Origin of the sequence: Streptomyces seoulensis (genome assembly GCF_004328625.1) — a bacterium.
Lineage (GTDB): Bacteria > Actinomycetota > Actinomycetes > Streptomycetales > Streptomycetaceae > Streptomyces > Streptomyces seoulensis.
Window position 1 is genome coordinate 5559911 of sequence record NZ_CP032229.1, and the last position, 17505, is coordinate 5577415.

The 17505-nt window shown below is 71.3% G+C and carries 17 protein-coding genes and 1 pseudogene; 5 read left to right on the forward strand and 13 right to left on the reverse strand.

Annotated features, from left to right (window positions below; translation table 11 throughout):
• Positions 1 to 7: 7 nt before the first annotated feature.
• Positions 8 to 1393 carry an MFS transporter gene (locus tag D0Z67_RS25565; protein ID WP_031181415.1) on the reverse strand — a complete coding sequence of 462 codons (1386 nt, stop codon included), beginning with the start codon at positions 1391 to 1393 and terminating at the stop codon, positions 8 to 10.
• A gap of 191 nt (positions 1394 to 1584) precedes the next feature.
• On the opposite strand from D0Z67_RS25565, the gene D0Z67_RS25570 reads away from it, so the two are divergent.
• Positions 1585 to 3393, forward strand: a complete 1809-nt coding sequence (locus tag D0Z67_RS25570) for a helix-turn-helix domain-containing protein (RefSeq protein WP_031181414.1) — start codon at positions 1585 to 1587, stop codon at positions 3391 to 3393.
• Position 3394: 1 nt separating this feature from the next.
• Here D0Z67_RS25570 and D0Z67_RS25575 read toward each other — a convergent pair whose 3' ends face one another.
• Entirely contained in the window at positions 3395 to 4210 is an 816-nt protein-coding gene (locus D0Z67_RS25575; RefSeq protein ID WP_037775104.1) for a hypothetical protein, read from the reverse strand.
• Between the two features lie 198 nt (positions 4211 to 4408).
• Between D0Z67_RS25575 and D0Z67_RS25580 the strand changes: the two genes are divergently transcribed.
• Positions 4409 to 5653: an MFS transporter gene (locus D0Z67_RS25580; protein ID WP_051887709.1), complete on the forward strand. Its 1245-nt coding sequence runs from the start codon at positions 4409 to 4411 to the stop codon at positions 5651 to 5653.
• A gap of 64 nt (positions 5654 to 5717) precedes the next feature.
• Here the strand turns inward: D0Z67_RS25580 and D0Z67_RS25585 are convergent, their stop codons facing one another.
• Positions 5718 to 6056: a hypothetical protein gene (locus D0Z67_RS25585; RefSeq protein WP_031181411.1), complete on the reverse strand. Its 339-nt coding sequence runs from the start codon at positions 6054 to 6056 to the stop codon at positions 5718 to 5720.
• A gap of 19 nt (positions 6057 to 6075) precedes the next feature.
• Between D0Z67_RS25585 and D0Z67_RS25590 the strand changes: the two genes are divergently transcribed.
• Positions 6076 to 6294: a hypothetical protein gene (locus D0Z67_RS25590; RefSeq protein WP_131589712.1), complete on the forward strand. Its 219-nt coding sequence runs from the start codon at positions 6076 to 6078 to the stop codon at positions 6292 to 6294.
• A gap of 51 nt (positions 6295 to 6345) precedes the next feature.
• Positions 6346 to 6543, forward strand: a pseudogene (locus D0Z67_RS25595) (hypothetical protein); the annotation flags it as partial.
• Between the two features lie 52 nt (positions 6544 to 6595).
• Here the strand turns inward: D0Z67_RS25595 and D0Z67_RS25600 are convergent.
• The 10 genes from D0Z67_RS25600 to ltnD all read right to left on the reverse strand — a co-directional run bounded on the left by D0Z67_RS25600 (position 6596) and on the right by ltnD (position 16035).
• A complete protein-coding gene (locus tag D0Z67_RS25600; protein ID WP_031181408.1) occupies positions 6596 to 6985 on the reverse strand; it encodes a hypothetical protein in 390 nt (129 codons plus the stop codon).
• A gap of 7 nt (positions 6986 to 6992) precedes the next feature.
• On the reverse strand, positions 6993 to 7733 hold the full coding sequence (locus D0Z67_RS25605) for a class I SAM-dependent methyltransferase (RefSeq protein WP_031181407.1): 741 nt from the start codon (positions 7731 to 7733) through the stop codon (positions 6993 to 6995).
• Between the two features lie 72 nt (positions 7734 to 7805).
• Entirely contained in the window at positions 7806 to 9128 is a 1323-nt protein-coding gene (locus D0Z67_RS25610; protein ID WP_031181406.1) for an aldehyde dehydrogenase family protein, read from the reverse strand.
• A gap of 88 nt (positions 9129 to 9216) precedes the next feature.
• Entirely contained in the window at positions 9217 to 9969 is a 753-nt protein-coding gene (locus tag D0Z67_RS25615; protein ID WP_031181405.1) for a FadR/GntR family transcriptional regulator, read from the reverse strand.
• A 10-nt stretch (positions 9970 to 9979) separates the two neighbouring features.
• On the reverse strand, positions 9980 to 11026 hold the full coding sequence (gene denD / locus D0Z67_RS25620; RefSeq protein ID WP_031181404.1) for a D-erythronate dehydrogenase: 1047 nt from the start codon (positions 11024 to 11026) through the stop codon (positions 9980 to 9982).
• Positions 11023 to 11805: a 2-oxo-tetronate isomerase gene (gene otnI / locus D0Z67_RS25625; protein ID WP_031181403.1), complete on the reverse strand. Its 783-nt coding sequence runs from the start codon at positions 11803 to 11805 to the stop codon at positions 11023 to 11025. The genes denD and otnI overlap by 4 nt, the downstream gene beginning before the upstream one ends.
• A 30-nt stretch (positions 11806 to 11835) precedes the next feature.
• A complete protein-coding gene (locus tag D0Z67_RS25630) occupies positions 11836 to 13140 on the reverse strand; it encodes an MFS transporter (RefSeq protein ID WP_031181402.1) in 1305 nt (434 codons plus the stop codon).
• A 51-nt stretch (positions 13141 to 13191) separates the two neighbouring features.
• The gene (locus D0Z67_RS25635) at positions 13192 to 13854 is read right to left on the reverse strand and encodes a class II aldolase/adducin family protein (RefSeq protein ID WP_031181401.1); all 663 of its coding nucleotides are present in this window, start codon (positions 13852 to 13854) and stop codon (positions 13192 to 13194) included.
• Positions 13851 to 15128, reverse strand: coding sequence for a 3-oxo-tetronate kinase (gene otnK / locus D0Z67_RS25640; protein WP_031181400.1), 1278 nt, complete (start codon positions 15126 to 15128; stop codon positions 13851 to 13853). Before otnK ends, D0Z67_RS25635 begins: the two co-directional genes overlap by 4 nt.
• A gap of 1 nt (position 15129) precedes the next feature.
• Complete coding sequence (gene ltnD / locus D0Z67_RS25645) at positions 15130 to 16035, reverse strand: L-threonate dehydrogenase (RefSeq protein ID WP_037775099.1); 906 nt, start codon at positions 16033 to 16035, stop codon at positions 15130 to 15132.
• A 225-nt stretch (positions 16036 to 16260) separates the two neighbouring features.
• Here ltnD and D0Z67_RS25650 point away from each other — a divergent pair, with 225 nt between their 5' ends.
• Positions 16261 to 17469: a phospholipase D-like domain-containing protein gene (locus D0Z67_RS25650; RefSeq protein WP_031181398.1), complete on the forward strand. Its 1209-nt coding sequence runs from the start codon at positions 16261 to 16263 to the stop codon at positions 17467 to 17469.
• The last annotated feature ends 36 nt before the right edge of the window (positions 17470 to 17505 follow it).

The window sequence follows — 17505 nt, forward strand, 5'->3', positions numbered from 1 at the left end:
CGGCCGGTCAGGAGTAGAGCTGCGCTCCGGGCAGCGCGTCGGGGTCGCGGCGCACCTCGGCCGGGTTCGTCTCGGGCAGGAACCACGCGCTGGCGAAGGTGATCAGGCCCATCAGGGCGATGTAGGCGGCGACCAGCGTGGTCGCCCCGGTCTTCGCGATGATGGTGGTCATCAGGATCGGCGTACCGCCGCTGACCACGATGGCGGAGAGCTGGTAGGCCAAAGAGGCGCTGGAGTAGCGGACGTTGGGCGCGAACAGCTCACCGAGGAACGCGGCCATCGGGCCGTAGGTGAGCCCCTGGAAGAGGAAGCCGACGGTGACCGCGACGAAGACCAACGGCGCCGAGGCCGTGCCCACCAGCGCGAAGTACGGGAACGCCCAGGCGGCCACGCCCAGTCCGCCGACCAGGATCAGTCTGCGGCGGCCGAAGCGGTCGGAGAGGCGGCCCGCGTAGGGGAGTATCCCGGCCATCAGGGCCGAGCTGAGCAGGGTGACCGTGAGGAGGGAGTCGCGGTCCATGTGCAGGGTCGTCGTGCCGTAGCTGAGCAGACCGGTGATGCTCACGTAGAAGAGGCTGTTGGTGGCGGACAGGGTGCCGCAACCGAGCAGGACAGTGCGCCAGTTGCGGCGTACGGCGTCGGCCAGCGGGGCGCGGACCACGGACGCCTCCGGCCTGCGGGCGGCCGCTTCCTTCAGTTCGCGGAAGTCCGGGGTGTCCTCGACCTTGTTCTGGATGTGCAGGACGACCGGGAACATGACCGCGCTGAGCAGGAACGGCACGCGCCAGCCCCAGTCGAGGAACGCGTCGCTCGATATGACCGAGCCGGTCGTGGTGAAGACGAGGTTCACGATGATGACCGCGACCGGGACGCTCGTCTGCCCGAACGTGCCCGCGAATCCACGGCGTTTGGGGTGCGCCGACTCCGTCAGCAGCAGGGCGATGCCGCCCCACTGGCCGCCCGCCGCCGCGCCCTGGACGAAGCGGAGCAGCACCAGCAGCACCGGTGCGAGCACGCCCACGCTCGCGGCGCTGGGCAGACAGCCGATGAGGAACGTGGCGGCGGCCATGCCGATCAGACAGGCCACGACCGTGGGCTTGCGGCCGTGCTTGTCCCCGAAGTGACCGGCGAGCAGCCCGCCGAGTGGCCGGGCCACGAACCCGGCCCAGAAGGTGCTGAAGGAGAGCAGCGTGCCCATGAACGCGGACGAGTGCGGAAAGAAGACGTGCGGGAAGACCAGCGCCGCCGCCGTGCCGTAGAGGAAGAAGTCGTACCACTCGATCGAGCTGCCGATCAGCCCGGCCGCCAGCAGCTTCCAGTTGGTGCGGCGTACGGGCACGGTGGCGGGATCGGAGCCGTCGCCCTGGACGGGGGCCTGCGCGGATGAGGCCATGGGAGGCATCCCTCCGGTTCTGGTCAGGGGTGTGTGCGGGGACGCCCGCCGGCCGGTCGGGACATGTGTCACAGCTCTGTGTGGGGCGAGAGTAGGGCTGAGCAAGCGCTTTGGGAGATGGGGATTCGCTACACTCCTCGCACCTCAAGGGTGGGTGAATCCACCACCTCCCTTCCCGTTGAAGGCGAGCCATGGCACACAGCGATCCCGAGCTCGCAGGCGAGGGCGGGCAGGGCGAACTCGCCGCCTACCGGCTGCGCCGCGAACGCGAGCTGAGCAGCCTGTACGCCACGGCCCGCTCGCTGACGGTGCTGGGTGAGGTCGACGAGGTGCTGCCGTCCATCGTCCGGGCGGCGCACGAGCTGATCGGCAGCGACTTCGTCTACCTCTCGCTCCGCGACGCGTCCGGCGCGCTCGCCCTCAGCGCGTCGGCCGGCACCATCTCCTCGGAGTTCTCCTCGGCGCGCATGCCCGCCGGGGCGGGACTCGGCGGCTGGGTGATCGAGAGCCGGGCGCCCGTCTGGGTGAGCGACTACCGCCACGCCGACGGCTTCCACCGTGACCCCGTCTTCGACCGGCTGGTCTCCGACGAGGGGCTGGTGGCCCTGCTCGGTGTCCCGCTCCTGGTCGGTGACCGCGTGATCGGCGTCCTCTTCGCCGCCGACCGCACCGAGCGCCCCTTCGAGAAGGACGAGGTCGCCCTCCTCAGCGCCTTCGCCGATCACGCCGCGATCGCGCTCAACAACGCCCGGCTGTACGACGAGAGCCGGGTGGCGCTCCAGCGGCTCCAGGACGCCTACCGCGTCATCGAGGACCAGGTCACCACGATGGAACGGGCCGCCGCCGTGCACGAGGCACTCACCCATGTGGTGCTGACCGGGGGCGGACCGGACGACATCGCGCAGTCGCTGGTCGACCACCTGGAGGGCGTGGTCACCATCCGGGACCGGGACGACGAGATCGTGGCCACCCGGTCCTCCGGCGCGGCGAGCGCGGGTGAAGATCCCCATCTGGAGCAGGAGTTGCTCGCGCAGGCGCGCCGGACCGGCCGGTGCGTCCACGGCGAGGGTGCCGACGGTACGGTCCTCAGTGTGGCCGCCATCCAGGCCGGGGGCAGCCACCTCGGCTCCCTGTCCCTGCGGCGGCGGGCGGTCACGGAATCGGCGGACGTCCGGATGCTGGAGCGCTCCGCCCAGATCACCGGCCTGCTGGCGCTCCTGCGTGACGCCCGCGTGGAGGCCGAGGAGCGGGTACGGGGCGAACTCCTCATGGAGCTGCTGTCCCACCCGCCGCTCCAGCCCGTCCATCCGGCACTGCGGGACCGCGCCCTCGCCCGGGGCGTCGACGTCGACCGGCTCGATGTCCTGGTCACCGCCGACTGCCCCGACCGGTCCGCCGCCGACATCGTCCGCGAACTGCACGGCGCCTCAGCGGAGTTGTCCGGTCTGGCGGGTGAATACCTGGGCCGCGCGACGATGCTGCTCCGCGCCGACGACGCCGAGGCCGCGGTGCGCACGCTGCACCAACGGCTGCGCCGCAGGCTCGGTACGCCGGTGCTCGTGGTCGCCGACCGGATCACCGGGCACGACCGCGCCCACTCCTTCACGCTGGCCGTACGCTGCCTCGACGTCATGCGCAGCCTCGGCGAGACCGACCGGGGCGCCACCACACGCCGGTACGCGATGTACGGGCTCGTCTTCGACCTTCGGCGGGCGCAGGAGCTGGAGGGGTTCGTCACCGACTCCCTCGGCCCCCTCCTCGACTACGACCGGCGCCGCTCGACCGACCTCGTCAGCACCGTCGCCGCCTACTTCGCCCACTCCGGAAACCTCGGCCGGGCCGCTCACGCACTCCATGTGCACCCCAACACCCTCCTGAAGCGCCTGGACCGCATCACGGCCCTCCTCGGCACCGGCTGGCGCTCGGCCGACTCCGCGCTGCGGCTCCATCTGGCCGTGCGGCTTCACCAGTTGAGGGCGCTGCTGGACGGACCCGGGTAGGTCAGGGCGTCGCCCGTCCGGCGCGCTCGCGCAGGGCCAGCAGGGTCCAACCGTGCCCTGACGGGTCGAGCGGCCTGGTCGCGGCGGTGAAGAGTTCCGCAGCCCGGCGGTAGGAGAGCCGGCCACGGCCGGTCACCGGGCAGCGGTCGGCCGGGGGTGTGGCGGCGGGGGCCCGACGGGCGGTGACGAACACCGGGCCCTCTGTGCGGCCGGCGAGCAGGAGGGGGAGGAGTCGGGCTGTGCCCTCGCCCCAGCTCAGGCGGGTCGTCACGCCCCGCTTGGTGTGGCGGGCCAGAAGGTCCAAGTGGGCGATGTCCAGGGCGAGTACGTGTTCCACGGGCGCTCGGGACTCGTGGAGGAAGTACCACAGCGTCAGCTCTCTGAGGGGGGCTCGCAGGGCCAGTGCGGCTCGGGCGCGGTCCGGGGGCCGGAGTGGGGCCGGTGCGGGTGGCTGGGTCAGGTCCAGGGCCGGGTCCGTGGTGATCCAGCCCTGGGTGAGCCACCATGCCGTGGCTGCGCGGAGGCAGGCCAACTCGCGTATGAGTGTGCTCGGTCGTGCGGTGGTGGAGCGGTCGGCCAGTCCTCGGCGCAGGCGTTCCGGGGTCCCCGGGTCGTCCAGCGAGGCGAGGGGGACGGCCGGAGGGTGGACGCCTCTGCGGTCGCGGCCGGTGGGGGTGCGCCGGCCGACCAGGGGCCAGGCCCAGCCGAGCAAAGAGATGCGGTAGATACGGCGGGACGCGGTGCCGAGGCCCGCTGCGGTGAGGTAGCGGTCGACGGCGGCGCCGTATTCCACTGGCGCCGGATGATCCTTGCTCATGTTGCCTACCCGCAGTAAATGAGTTTTCTGGAGAACACCCGGGGTTTCGGTGACTGAACTTACCAGCAGGCGTATTGCAGTAAACACGCGCCATTTACTGCGCCAATGAGCGAAGTCGGGAGCTTTTCTTTGAATCGGCGGTAATTATTCGCGGAAACTCTTGCGGTGAATTGCCGGGCGCGGGCAGGGTGCGGATTCATGAGACTCGGTACTCACCGGCTGCGCGTGCTGCGGCATGCCCGTTTCCGGCGCTTCCTGCTGGGGCAGACCACGTCGCTGCTCGGTTCGGGGATGAACACGATCGCCACGACGTTCGCCGTGCTGCGGCTCCCCGGTGGTGGAGTCGATGCCGTCGGCGGGGTGATGGCGGCGCGGATCGTCGCGGTACTGGTCGTGCTGCTGCTCGGGGGTGTGTTCACCGACCGGCTCGGGGCCCGCACGGTCATGCTGGCGGCGGACGTGCTCCGGTTCGGCTCGCAGGCTGTGCTGGCCCTGCTCCTGCTCACCGGCAGTGTGCGGATCTGGGAGGTCGTCGTGCTGGCGGTGCTGCTCGGGGTGGGTGAGGGAGGGTTCATGCCGGGGCTGTCGGCACAGGTCCCCGGACTCGTGCCGCTTGAGGAACTCGCGGATGCCAATGCCCTGTTGGCGATGGCTCGCCCCCTGGCCTCGATCGTGGGACCGGCGCTGGCCGGTGTGCTTGTCGCCGCCTTCGACGCGGGGACGGTGGTGGCGGTCGACGCGGTGAGTTACGGCGTGAGTGTGGTGGCTCTGGTGGGCATGCCGGAGGTGCGCGCCCAGACTTCCGGGCGGGGATTGTCCGGTGAACTCGGGCAGGGCTGGCGGGAGTTCACCTCGCGTACCTGGCTGTGGGTCACCACGCTCCACATCGGCCTCTTCAACTTCTTCCTCTGGGCGCCGTTCCTGGTGCTGGGGCCGGCCATCGCCGAGCGACGGCTCGGTGGGGCGTCGGCGTGGGGGTTGGTGCTGGCGTCGGAGGGCGTCGGGGCGATCGTCGGTGGGGTGCTGCTGCTGGGGCGGAGTCCCAGGCGGGGGCTGGCCTGGTCCGTCGCCGCGTCCGCCGGGTGGGCGGCCCCGGTGGCCGCGCTGGCGACGCGGCTGCCTCTCACGTGGGTGGTGGGCGCGGCCTTCCTCGCGGGGATCGGTGCGGCCGTGTGCACCACCCTCGCGGCGACCGTCATCCAGCGGGATGTCCCGGCGGAGGTGCGGGGGCGTATCAGCGCGTTCGACAGTCTGGGGGCCTTCGCGCTCGGGCCGCTCGGGCTGGCGCTGGCCGGGCCGGTCTCGGGAGTCGTGGGTGTGGGGCGGCTGTTGGGGTTCGGGGTGCTGTGGCAGGTGACGGCGGTGGGGGTGGTGCTGGCGGTGCCGTCGGTACGGAGGCATGAGGCAACTCCGCGCGTGGACGCCCGGGTTGGCGCCCACTGACTGCCGACGGCGGACGGCTCACCGGTCGTCCGCCGACGGCGGTCCTACGCGCCGGCCCGCGCGGTCACGGGCAGGAGCTGGAGCTCTGGCCGACGATGTGGGCGTCCGCGTTGTCCGACGCCTTCACATAGGCGGCCGACGTGCCCCGGCGGTCGTAGGTCTTGGTGAAGTCGGGGGCCAGGTCGATGACGAACTTGACCTTGTAGCAGTACCCGGCGTCGATGCGCAGGGTGTCCCAGTCCTCCTTGTACGGCGTGTGGCCGCCGTTGGGCGAGAGGTAGTACGTGGTCTGCGCCACGCCGTCGCTGGAGCAGGTCGGCTGCGTGGCGGTCCACGAGCCGGTGCTGTCGCCGCCGCGGCACCAGTTCTTGAGCGCGGTCCCGCCCAGGGCGGTGTCGTTCACGGAGGACGAACATCCCCCGATGCCGCAACTCGCCCCGGCGCTGGCGGTCGTGGCCGAACCCATCACCCCGACGACCGTCATCGCCGTCACCGCGGCCGCCGCTCTCCCCAGCCCTCTGGGCAGCACTTTCTTGGAAAACACCGAACGTCCCTCCCCTGTCGGCTCATGCGAAGGCATGAAGTCAGCCAGGAAGTTAGCGGCATTCACGGGCGGTGTCAGCGTGTTCGCGCCGCTGTGAAATTGCCGTCCGGCGGTTGGAGACGGGTAGGTTGGCCGTATGGCTTCCGTCCTCTTCCCGGCGCTGGCCGCGAGGGCGTGGGACGTTGTGGTGATCGGCGGGGGCATCCGCAAGACCGAGCAACTGCTGCCCCTGTTCGAGCAGATCATCAACCTCACCCACCACCACGCCCCCCAGGCCGCCGTCGCCTTCAACACCAACGGTGGGGACAGCGTGGAGGCGGCACGACGCCGGCTGCCGGCTGGCTAGATGGCCGATCCCAGGGGGCCTGTAAGTGCCTCTCGGAGCCACCCCGAGGCGGTCAGGCGGCGGGGTCGACCTCGGGGTGCGTGAACCGTACGGGCTTGCCCAGCGAGCGGGCGTAGGAGATCTCGGCCCGGGTGCTGTCTCCGATGTAGTCGCCGACCACGAGCACCTCGTCAGCGAGCCGGATCTTCGCCCGGTGCAGGTCGTCGAGTCGAGCCTTCAGCGCCTCGGCCTCGACAGGGTCGGACCAGAGTTCGTGCGGCGACTTCATGTCGCAGGCCGGCTTGACGACGATCTTTCCGGCTGTGGTCTCGCGTAGATCCGCCTCGGTCATCTCGGCCATGAAGCGGGTGGAGCCGCAGATCACGACGACATGGGGAAGGCTCAGCAGCTTCTTCGCGTCGGCGAGCTGCTCCTCAGGGGTGAGCGGAGCCGGGTGTGACACGGGTTCCTCACGGTTTACGGGTCAGCCAGAGTAGTTCTGCCGGCCAGTGGTGGGCCCAGTCGGGTGGGGTGGTCTGGTTGTAGCCGTTGGGGGTTTCGGGGGCGGGGCGGGGTTCTACGAGGTCGTCGATGACGAGGTCCGCGTCGCGGAGGACTCTGATCCAGTCGCCGTAGGTGAGCACGTAGCTGGTCGCTTCGTCGTCTTCGGCGATGGTGTTCAGGCCGAAGTAGTCGCGCTGGAGTGTCGTGGTCACGCGGGCGGCCGCTTCGTCGTAGCAGGCTTCGAACCAGGGGCTGGCCACGTTGAAGACCAGGCGGCCGCCTCGGCGGAGGACGCGTGCGGCCTGGGGGACGGCGAGGTGCGGGGGTGCCCAGCTGAGGCCGCCGAAGTCGCAGAAGACGAGGTCGAAGCTTTCCGCGGCGAAGGGGAGTTGTTCGGCGGCGGCCTGCACCAGCGGGTAGCGGGCCGGTCCCATCGCGCGGGCCGCCGCCGCGAGTTGGGCTTCGGACAGGTCGAGTCCGACCACGTCCGCGCCCTCGGCCGCGAGCGCCCTGGACCACTGGCCGGCGCCGCAGCCTAGTTCGAGGACGCGTTTGCCGGTGACGTCGCCCAGGGCGCCCAGACGCGCGTCCGGGATGGAGTACATGCCCCACAGCCGGGGGGCGGCGCCGATCTGCGGGTCGTGCTCGGACTGGTAGGCGCTGCTGATCCGGTTCCAGAGCCGCCGGTTGGCGGGGATGCTGTCCACGGGCCGACTTCAGCACTGCCTACCGGGGGCGGTCAACACGATTACGCGCACCCGCCCCCGGCGCAGCGTTGCTCAGCCCAGCGGCTTGCTCAGTACCGCCTTGCGGTGGCTGAAGGTGTCGAGGGAGTAGCGGCCGTGGTAGTTGCCCATGCCGCTCTCGCCGACACCGCCGAAGGGGAGGTCGGAGACGGTGAGGTGGGCGAGGGGGAGGCCGTGGCCGAGACCGCCGGAGGAGGTCTCGGCGGCGATGCGGTCGCGGGTGCTGTCGGAGTCGGCGAAGACGTACAGCGCGAGCGGCTTGTCGCGGTCGTTGATGAAGTCCACCGCCGCGTCCAGGTCCGGCACGGTGACGATCGGGAGGATCGGCCCGAAGATCTCCTCCTGCATCACCGGCGCGTCGGGCGCGACATCGGCCAGCACGGTCGGCGCGATGTACTTGTCCGTACGGTCGCTGCCCCCGCCGACCGCCACCCTGCCGGAGTCCAGCAAGCCGGAAAGCCGGTCGAAATGGCGCTCGTTGACGATGCGGCCGTACTCCGGCGAGGCCGCCGGGTCGGTGCCGAAGAGGCCCTCGACCGCGCGGACGAGCGCCGCCTCCAGGGCGGGGGCGGTCTCCGGGTCGGTGAGGACGTAGTCGGGGGCGACGCAGGTCTGCCCGGCGTTGAGGAACTTGCCGCGCGCCAGCCGGTCGGCGACCACGTCGAGGTCGGTGTCGCGGTCGACGAACGCCGGCGACTTGCCGCCGAGTTCGAGCGTGACCGGGGTGAGGTGCTCGGCCGCCGCCCGCATGACGACACGGCCCACCGTGCCGTTGCCGGTGTAGAAGATGTGGTCGAAGCGCTGGGCCAGCAGGGCCGTCGTCTCCGGGATGCCGCCCTCGACCACGGCGACCGCGTCGGTGTCGAGGTAGGCCGGGATCAGCTCGGCCAGCGCGGCCGAGGTCGCCGGGGCCAGCTCGCTCGGCTTGGCCACGACCGCGTTGCCCGACGCGAGGGCGCCGACCATGGGGGCCAGGAGAAGCTGGGCCGGGTAGTTCCAGGGGGCGATGACGAGGACGACGCCGAGCGGGTCGTACTGCGTCCAGGCCGTGGCGTCGTCGCCGAGGTGCGCGGGGACCGGGGCCGGCTCGGGGCGCAGCCACTCGTCCAGGTGCTCCAGGGTGTGGTCGATCTCGCGGACCGTGAAGTCGATCTCCGTACGGTGCGCCTCGGTGGCGCTCTTGCCCAGGTCGGCGTGGAGGGCGGCGGCGAGGTCGTCCCCGTGCTCGGTCAGCATCGCGCGCAGCCTGCGCAGCTGCTCCTTGCGCCACTCGACGGACTTGGTCCGCCCGGTACGGAACGTGCCGCGCAGCCGGGCGACGGTGTCGGCGGCCTGCTCGGTGGGGGAGTGGTTCACGGGTGCCTCGCATCCTCGACGATCAGATGTAAACACCAACCTTTCAGAGGGTGGAACAAATTCCGCGGATTGCCCGGAATGACGTAGATCACGGCGCGCCGCTCAGACCCACGTCCAGTTCGTCGGTCTCCGTCCAGAAGCGGTCGTCCGCGTCCTGGAGACGGGCGGCCGCGTGGCGGAGGTGGAGGCGGGCCGCGGACTGGGCGGCCTCGGGGTCGTGGGACTCCACGGCGGCCAGGATGGCGTGGTGCTCGGCGCGGACCGCCTCCAGGAAGTCGGTGCGGCGGGCCTCGTTGGCGCGGGTGACCCGGATGCCGCCCCGGGCGACCTCGCCCAGGTAGCGGACCGTCTGGACGAGGACCGGGTTGCCGGTGGACTCCGCGATGGTGCGGTGGAAGGCGAGGTCCTCGTCCACGCCGTCACCGCCGGCGGCGACCGCCGTGTCCAGCGCGGCCAGCGCCAGCCGCATCCGGGCGATGTCGTCCGGCGTGGCACGTGTCGCGGCCAGGGCCGCCGCCTCGCCCTCCAAGGCCGCGCGGACCTCGACGATCTGGAGCACCTTGGACTTGGTGCCCGGTGATTCCGCCTCCAGGTCGAGCGGCCGGGTGCGCCGGGGCAGGACGAAGACCCCGAGGCCCTGGCGCGGCTCGACCAGGCCCGCGTTGCGCAGCCGGGACACCGCCTCGCGGACGACCGTACGGCTCACGCCCAGCTGCTTGACCAGCGCGACCTCGGTGGGCAGTTTGTCGCCCTCGGCGAGCCGCCCGGACTCGATCTCCTCCGCGAGTATCGCGGCGACCCGGTCCGCGAGCCGTATCGGACCGCTCACCTTGGAAAACATGCTTTTCAGTCTATCGACCGGCGTTCCGCGGCCCCGCCGCCGGCGCGGTGACGGCGGTCACCGCGTCGGCGTGGTCGGCCAGGTACTCCCGGACCACCGACTCGAAGTCCGGGTCGGCCGCCAGCCCGAGTGTGGCGGCGCGGGCGTTGTCGAAGTCGGCCGGCCAGGACCCCACGATGGCCTCCACGGCGGGCTCGGGCGCGACGGTCACGAGGTCCGCCACGGCGTCCCCGGCCACCCGGCGAAGGGTCCGGAGCATCTCCGCGACCGAGACCGTCAGCGCGGGCAGGTTGACCGGGAGCCGGCCGTCGAGCTGACCGGGGCCCTCGCCGCGCTCCAGCTCCGCGACCCGGAGGATGCCCGTGACCGTGCGCCGGGGCGAGGCCAGCGCCACCCGCAGGGCGGGGTCGACCGGACAGACGGCAGGCAGCCCGGCCAGCGGCTCCCGGACGACGCCGGACAGGAACCCCGAGGCAGCGGCGTTCGGCCGGCCCGGCCGCACCGACACGGTCATCAGCCGGGCCACCCGCCCGTCCACGAACCCCTTTCGCGTGTACTCGGCGACGAGCTGCTCGCAGACGAACTTCTGCACCCCGTAACTGGACCGCGGGGTCGGCAGCGTGGCCTCGCTGACCAGCTCCGGCAGCGGCAGCGCCGGGTCCGGGCCGTACACCGCGACACTGCTGGAGAACAGCAGCCGTACGACCGGACCCCCGGCGGCAGCTTGGGCGCGGGCCGCTTCCAGCAGCGTGCGTGTGGTGTCCACGTTGGCCGCCATGCCGAGATCGAAGTCGGCCTCGCACTCGGCCGACACGGCGGAGGCCAGATGGATCACCGCGTCCACCGGCTCGGCGAACAACTCGGCCAGCCGCTCGGTGAGATCACCCCGGACGACCTCCACCAGCGGATCGTCGGCAAGCGGCGACGCCTCCGGTGCGAACAGGTCGGCCAGCACGAGCCGTTCCACGGGCTCACCCCGGAACGTCCGCGTCTCCAGCAGCCGTTCGGCCACCTGGCGGCCCAGGAAGCCGAAACCACCGGTGATGACGATCCTCATGCGTGTGCTCCTCGGTAGTCGCGCAGCCAGCCGAGCCCCTCGCTCGTCCCGGCACGGGGGCGGTACTCGCAGCCGACCCACCCCTCGAAGGCCAACTCGTCTATTACGCCGAAGAGATGGCCGATGTTCAGTTCGCCCGCGTCGGGCTCCTGCCGGTCGGGCACGCCGGCGATCTGGAGATGCCCCACCCTGCCGGTCGGCAGGTCCCGGCGCAGGGCCGTGGTGAGGTCGCCCTCGGTGATCTGGCAGTGGTAGAGGTCCAGTTGGACCTTGAGGTTGTCGGCCCCCAACTCCCTCAAGACAGCGTGCGCTTCGGCCTGCCGGTTAAGGAAGTACCCCGGCATGTCACGGTGGTTGATCGGTTCGATCAGGAGGTCCACCCCGGCTGCCCCGGCCCGCTCGGCGGCCCGGGCGAGGTTGCCGAGATAGGTGTCGCGGGCCGCCCCGGACGGCAGCAGCCCCGCCATCACATGCACCCGGGGACAGTCCAGCGCGACCGCGTACTCCAGCGCCCGCTCGATCCCGGCTCGGGTCTCGGACTCCCGGCCGGGCAGCGCGGCCGTACCGCGCTCACCCGCGTCCCAGTCGCCGGGCGGGGCGTTGAACAGCACCTGCCGCAGGCCGTGTTCGTCCAGCAGGCGGCGCAGCTCGGCCGGGTGGTACGCGTACGGGAAGAGGTACTCGACGGCCTCGAAGCCGTCCGCGGCGGCCGCGGCGAAGCGGGCCGGGAAGGGGTGCTCGGTGTACATCATGGACAGGTTCGCTGCGAACCTCGGCATGGTCACTCCCATGACGCCGGGGGGCGCCGGTCAGCGGTTGACGACGTCCTTCTTGGTGGTCAGTACGGCGGCGGCGCCCACGACGAGGCTGAACGCCAGCACGTACATCGGTATGGACGCCGAGCCGGTGCTGTCCCTCAGCGCGCCGATCATGTACGGGCTGGCGAAACCGGCCAGGTTGCCGACCGAGTTGATCAGGGCGAGCCCGGCCGCGGCCGCCGTACCGCCCAGGAAGGCGGTGGGCAGCGACCAGAACAGCGGGGCGCAGGTCAGCACGCCGGCCGCCGCGAAGGACAGGGCGATCAGGGACAGCGCGGTCGAGCCCGACCAGGAGGCGGCCAGCGTGAAGCCGACGGCGCCCATGAGGCTGGGGACCACCAGATGCCAGCGGCGTTCCCGGCGCCGGTCGGCCGAGCGGCCGAACAGGTTCATCGCCACCAGGGCGGCCAGGAACGGCACCGAACTCAGCACGCCGATGGTCAGGTTGCCCTTGATGCCGGTGGACTCCACGAAGGTCGGCATCCAGAACGTCAGCGCGTACTGGCCCATGATGAAGCAGAAATAGATGAGGCTCATCAGCCACACCTTGGGGTCGCGGAAGCCGTCCAGGACCTTGCCGTGCACGGTCCGGTGCGCCGCGTCCTCGGCGAGGGCCCGCTCCACGACGTCCTTCTCCTCGTCGCTGAGCCACTTCGCCTCCCGCACCCCGTTGTCCAGGTAGAACAGCGTGGCCACCCCGACCGCGAGGGCCGGCAGCGCCTCCAGCGCGAACATCCACTGCCACCCCTGCCAGCCGCCCGTGCCGTGGAAGGTGTCCAGGATCCAGCCGGAGAGCGGGTTGCCGAAGATGCCCGCCACCGGGATCGCCGACATGAACATCGCGATCACGCGGGCCCTGCGGTGGGACGGGAACCAGTAGGTGCAGTACAGGATGACACCGGGGTAGAACCCGGCCTCGGCCGCGCCCAGCAGGAAGCGGAGCACGTAGAACGTCGTCTCGTCGGTGACGAACACGAACGCCGCCGAGACCACGCCCCAGCTGATCATGATCCGGGCTATCCAGGTGCGGGCGCCCACCCGCTGGAGCAGCAGGTTCGACGGGACCTCGAAGAGGAAGTACCCGATGAAGAACAGCCCGGCGCCCAGGCCGTACGACGCCTCGCTGAACCCCAGGTCCGTGGACATCTGGAGTTTGGCGAAGCCCACGTTGACGCGGTCGAGGTAGAAGACGACGTAAGCGAGGACGAGGAAGGGGACGATGCGCCGGACGACCTTGCGGAAGACGGCGTTCTCGCGGGTGAGGTCGGCTTCGGCGGCGACCGTGGGGAGGGACATGGCGAATCCTTTGAGCGGCTCAGGGGGATTCTCGGGACGGGGGATCGGGGTTCACCAGCGGGCGCCGAACACAGACCGCAGTTCGGCGAGTTCGGGTTCCGCGAGCGGTGTGGGCCTGCGCTCGGTGAGCAGCCACAGGCGTGCCGTCTCCTCCAGTTCTTCGAGGACGGCGAGGGCGGAGGCCGCGTCGGGCCCCCAGACGACCGGGCCCAGCCGGTCGAGCAGCACGGCCCGGATCGGCGTACCGCGCGCCGCGCGTTCGGCGATGCGGGCGGTCACCAGATCGGCCACGCGCGGGTCGCCGGGCCGGTGGTAGGGGACGAGCGGGACGTGCCCGACCTTCATCACGTAGTACGGGGTGAGCGGCGGGAGCACGTCGTCCGCGCGCCACACCCCGCCCAGGGTCAGGCCGACGAGGTGCGTGGAGTGGGTGTGGACGATGAAGCGGGCGGTGGGATCGGCGGCGTAGACACGGCGGTGCAGGGTGAGGGTCTTGCTGGCGCGGTCTCCGGTGAGCTGCTCGCCCTCGGCGTCGACGAGGGCCAGCCGACCGGGTTCGAGGAAGCCCAGGGCGGCGTCGGTCGGGGTGATCAGGTGGGAGTCGCCGATCCGGGCACTGATGTTGCCCGCGCTTGCGTGGACATAGCCCCGCGCGAACAGGCTCGTGCCCACCCGGACGATCTCGCACCGGGCCTCCTCCACCGGGTCGCTCATGCCGGCTCCAGCAGGGCGAACGCGGCGGAGAAGAAGTCGGGGCCGCCGAAGTTGCCGGACTTCAGGGCGATATGGAGCGTCTGCCCCTCGGGCAGGGTGGCCGCGCACCACGGCACGCCGGGATCGATCTGCGGGCCGATGCGGAGCCCGGTGATGCCGAGCGCCTTGACGACCGCGCCCGAGGTCTCGCCCCCGGCTACGACGAGTCGGCGCACCCCGCGCGCCACGAGTCCCCGCGCCACCTCGGCCAGGGCCCCCTCCACCAGCGCACCGGCCTCGGCGGCACCGAGCCTGCTCTGCACCCCGCGTACCGTCTCGGGGGCCTCGGTGGAGTAGATCAGCACCGGCCCGTCGGCGAGGTGGGCCCCGGCGAAGGCCAGCGCCGACCCGGCCACGTCCTCACCGGCCGCGATGCGCAGGGGGTCCACGGCGAACGCGGGGCGCCCGGTGTCCAGGAAGGCGCGGACCTGGCCGTTCGTGGCCGTGGAGACCGAGCCGGAGATCACGGCCCGGTGTCCGGAGGCGGGCGGCAACTCGGCTGCCGCAGAGGATGGTTGAAGCCCCCAGTTCATCGGGAGCCCGATGGCCAGCCCCGAGCCGGCCGTCACCAGCGGCAGATCCCGCACGGCCTCGCCCAGCCGCACCAGGTCGTCGTTGGAGACCGCGTCCACGATCGCGAACGCGACGCCCTGGGAACGGAGTTCGGCGATGCGGGCCCGCACGGCACCGGCCCCGCCCGCGAGAACCGCGTGGTCGATGAGCCCGACCGGACGCGTGGTCTGCGCGCCCAGCACCTTGACCAGATTGGAGTCGGTCATGGGCGTCAGCGGATGGTCCCGCATGCCGCTCTCGCTCAACAGCACGTCCCCGACGAAGAGATGGCCCTTGAAGACGGTGCGCCCGTTGTCCGGGAACGCCGGGGTGGCCACCGTGAAGTCGGTGCCCAGCGCGTCCATCAGCGCCTCCGCGACCGGCCCGATGTTCCCGGCCGGGGTCGAGTCGAAGGTCGAGCAGTACTTGAAGTACACCTGCTCCGCCCCGGCACCCCGCAGCCACGCCAGCGCGCGCAGCGAGGCGGCCACTGCCTCCGCGACGGGCGCGGTACGGGACTTGAGCGCGATCACCACCGCGTCCGCGTCCGCCGCGAGGCCGTACCCGCCGTCCTCGGGGACGTCGATGAGCTGGACCACGCGCATCCCCGCGCGCACCAGGTTGTTCGCCAGGTCCGTGGCGCCGGTGAAGTCGTCGGCGATGGCGCCGAGCCGGATTCCCATGTCAGCCATCCTCCGGCTTCGGCAGGTCGATCCCCGGGAAGATCTTGATCACCGCGCTGTCGTCCTCGCCGCCCAGCCCCGAGGCCGCCGCCTGGAGGAACATCTGGTGAGCGGTGGCGGCCAGCGGCAGCGGAAAGCGCTCCGGGCGGGCGGAGTCGAGCACGATCCCGAGGTCCTTCACGAAGATGTCGACGGCCGACAGGGGCGTGTAGTCACCGGCCAGCACATGCGCCATGCGGTTCTCGAACATCCAGGAGTTGCCCGCACTGTGTGTGATCACCTCGTACAGCGTCTCGGCCGGGACGCCGGCCTTGATGCCCAGCGCCATCGCCTCGGCGGCAGCGGCGATGTGGACGCCCGCGAGCAGCTGGTTGATCACCTTGACCCGGGAGCCGAGCCCGGCCTCGTCGCCCAGCCGGTGCACGGTCGCGCTCATCGCCTCCAGCACCGGCCCGGCGAGCGCGTACGCCTCCGGGGCGCCGGAGGTCATCATGGCCAGCTCACCGGCCGCCGCGCGGACGGCGCCACCGGAGACCGGGGCGTCCAGGTAGAGAAGGCCCAAGTCGGCCAGTCGTGAGCCCAGTTCGGCCGACCAGACGGGGTCGACCGTGGAGCACATCACGAACACGGCACCCGGACGCAGCCGTCGGGCCGCGCCGTCCGCGCCGAACAACACCTGTTCGGTCTGGGCGGAGTTGACGACCACACTCACCAGAACATCGACGGTGGCCGCGAGTTCACCGGGGGAGGGGAAGGCGGTGCCGCCCTCGCGGGCGAAGCCGGTGGCCGGCCCGGGCCGCAGGTCGTGGACCCCGATGTCGTATCCCGCCGTCCGCAGGCTGCGGGCCATTCCGAGGCCCATGGCTCCCAGTCCCACCACGCCCACACGGGGCTTCTGATCCGTCACGCGCAACATCCTTGTCTCGCAGTGGCCACCCGGACGCCCTCGATGCCGTCGGCGGACAGGTCATATGATGACCTGACGACAGCGATCGACGCACTGTGATGCCGGTCACACAAGGGGTGGTTCACCGACGCGGGATGATGGGGCGAGTGCCGGGCATGAGGGTCCTCGGGGGTCCACCGGCCGTCCCGATCCGATCCGCGCAACGGCACCACTGGAGAATTCGCTGTGACCCTCGACGGCATACCGGTAGCTCTCGCACCCGACGGCGTCCCGGACGCCGATGCCCGCAAGCAGCGTCTGCGCCGCCGTTTGGAGCGGCTGATCGGCGTGGCCGCCACCGAGGGGAACGAGCTGATCCCGCTGCGCAACGGCAGCGCCATCTTCCCCGCCATGCTCAAGGCCATCGGCTCGGCCAAGCACACGATCGACATGATGACCTTCGTGTACTGGCGCGGTCAGATCGCCCAGGACTTCGCCGCCGCCCTCGCCGACCGGGCGCGCGAGGGCGTACGGGTGCGGCTGCTGCTCGACGGGTTCGGCGCCAAGCAGATCGAGCCGGGGCTGCTGGACCTCATGGACGAGGCCGGCGTCCAGGTCGCCTGGTTCCGCAAGCCCGTGTGGCTCTCGCCCTTCAAGCAGAACCACCGCTGCCACCGCAAGGCCCTCATCGTGGACGAGGACACCGCCTTCACCGGCGGCGTCGGCATCGCGGAGGAGTGGTGCGGCGACGCCCGCAACCCGAGTGAGTGGCGCGACACCCATGTCCAGGTGCGCGGACCGGCGGTCGACGGGATAGCCGCCGCCTTCGCCCAGAACTGGGCCGAGTGCCACGACGAACTGTTCGACGACCGCGACCGCTTCACCGGGCACGAGCAGATCGGCGACTCGATCGTCCAGGTCGTGCGCGGCTCGGCCAGCATCGGCTGGCAGGACATGCAGACCCTGATCCGGGTCATGCTCACCTCGGCGGAGGAACGGTTCCGCCTGGCCACGGCCTACTTCGCCCCCGACGACTACTTCATCGACCTGCTGTGCCGCACCGCCGAGCGGGGCGTCAAGGTGGAGATCCTGCTGCCCGGCCCGTACACCGACCAGCGGGCCTGCCAGCTCGCCGGACAGCACCACTACACCAGGCTGCTGCGCGCGGGCGTCGAGATCCGGCAGTACCAGCCGACGATGATGCACGCCAAGATCATCACCGTGGACTCGGTGGCGGCCCTGATCGGCTCCACCAACTTCAACCGCCGCTCCATGGACCACGACGAGGAGGTCATGCTCGCCGTGCTGGACGAGGAGTTCACCGCGGCGCTCGACCGCGACTACGACGCGGACCTGGAGCACAGCGTGGCCATCGACCTCGCGAGATGGCGCCGAAGAGCCGCGTTCCAGCGGCTGAAGGAAGCCGCGGTCAGGCCCGTGAGACGCTTCCTGTGACGAAAGGCAGGCGGCGGTAGCCGAGTGGAAGGCAGC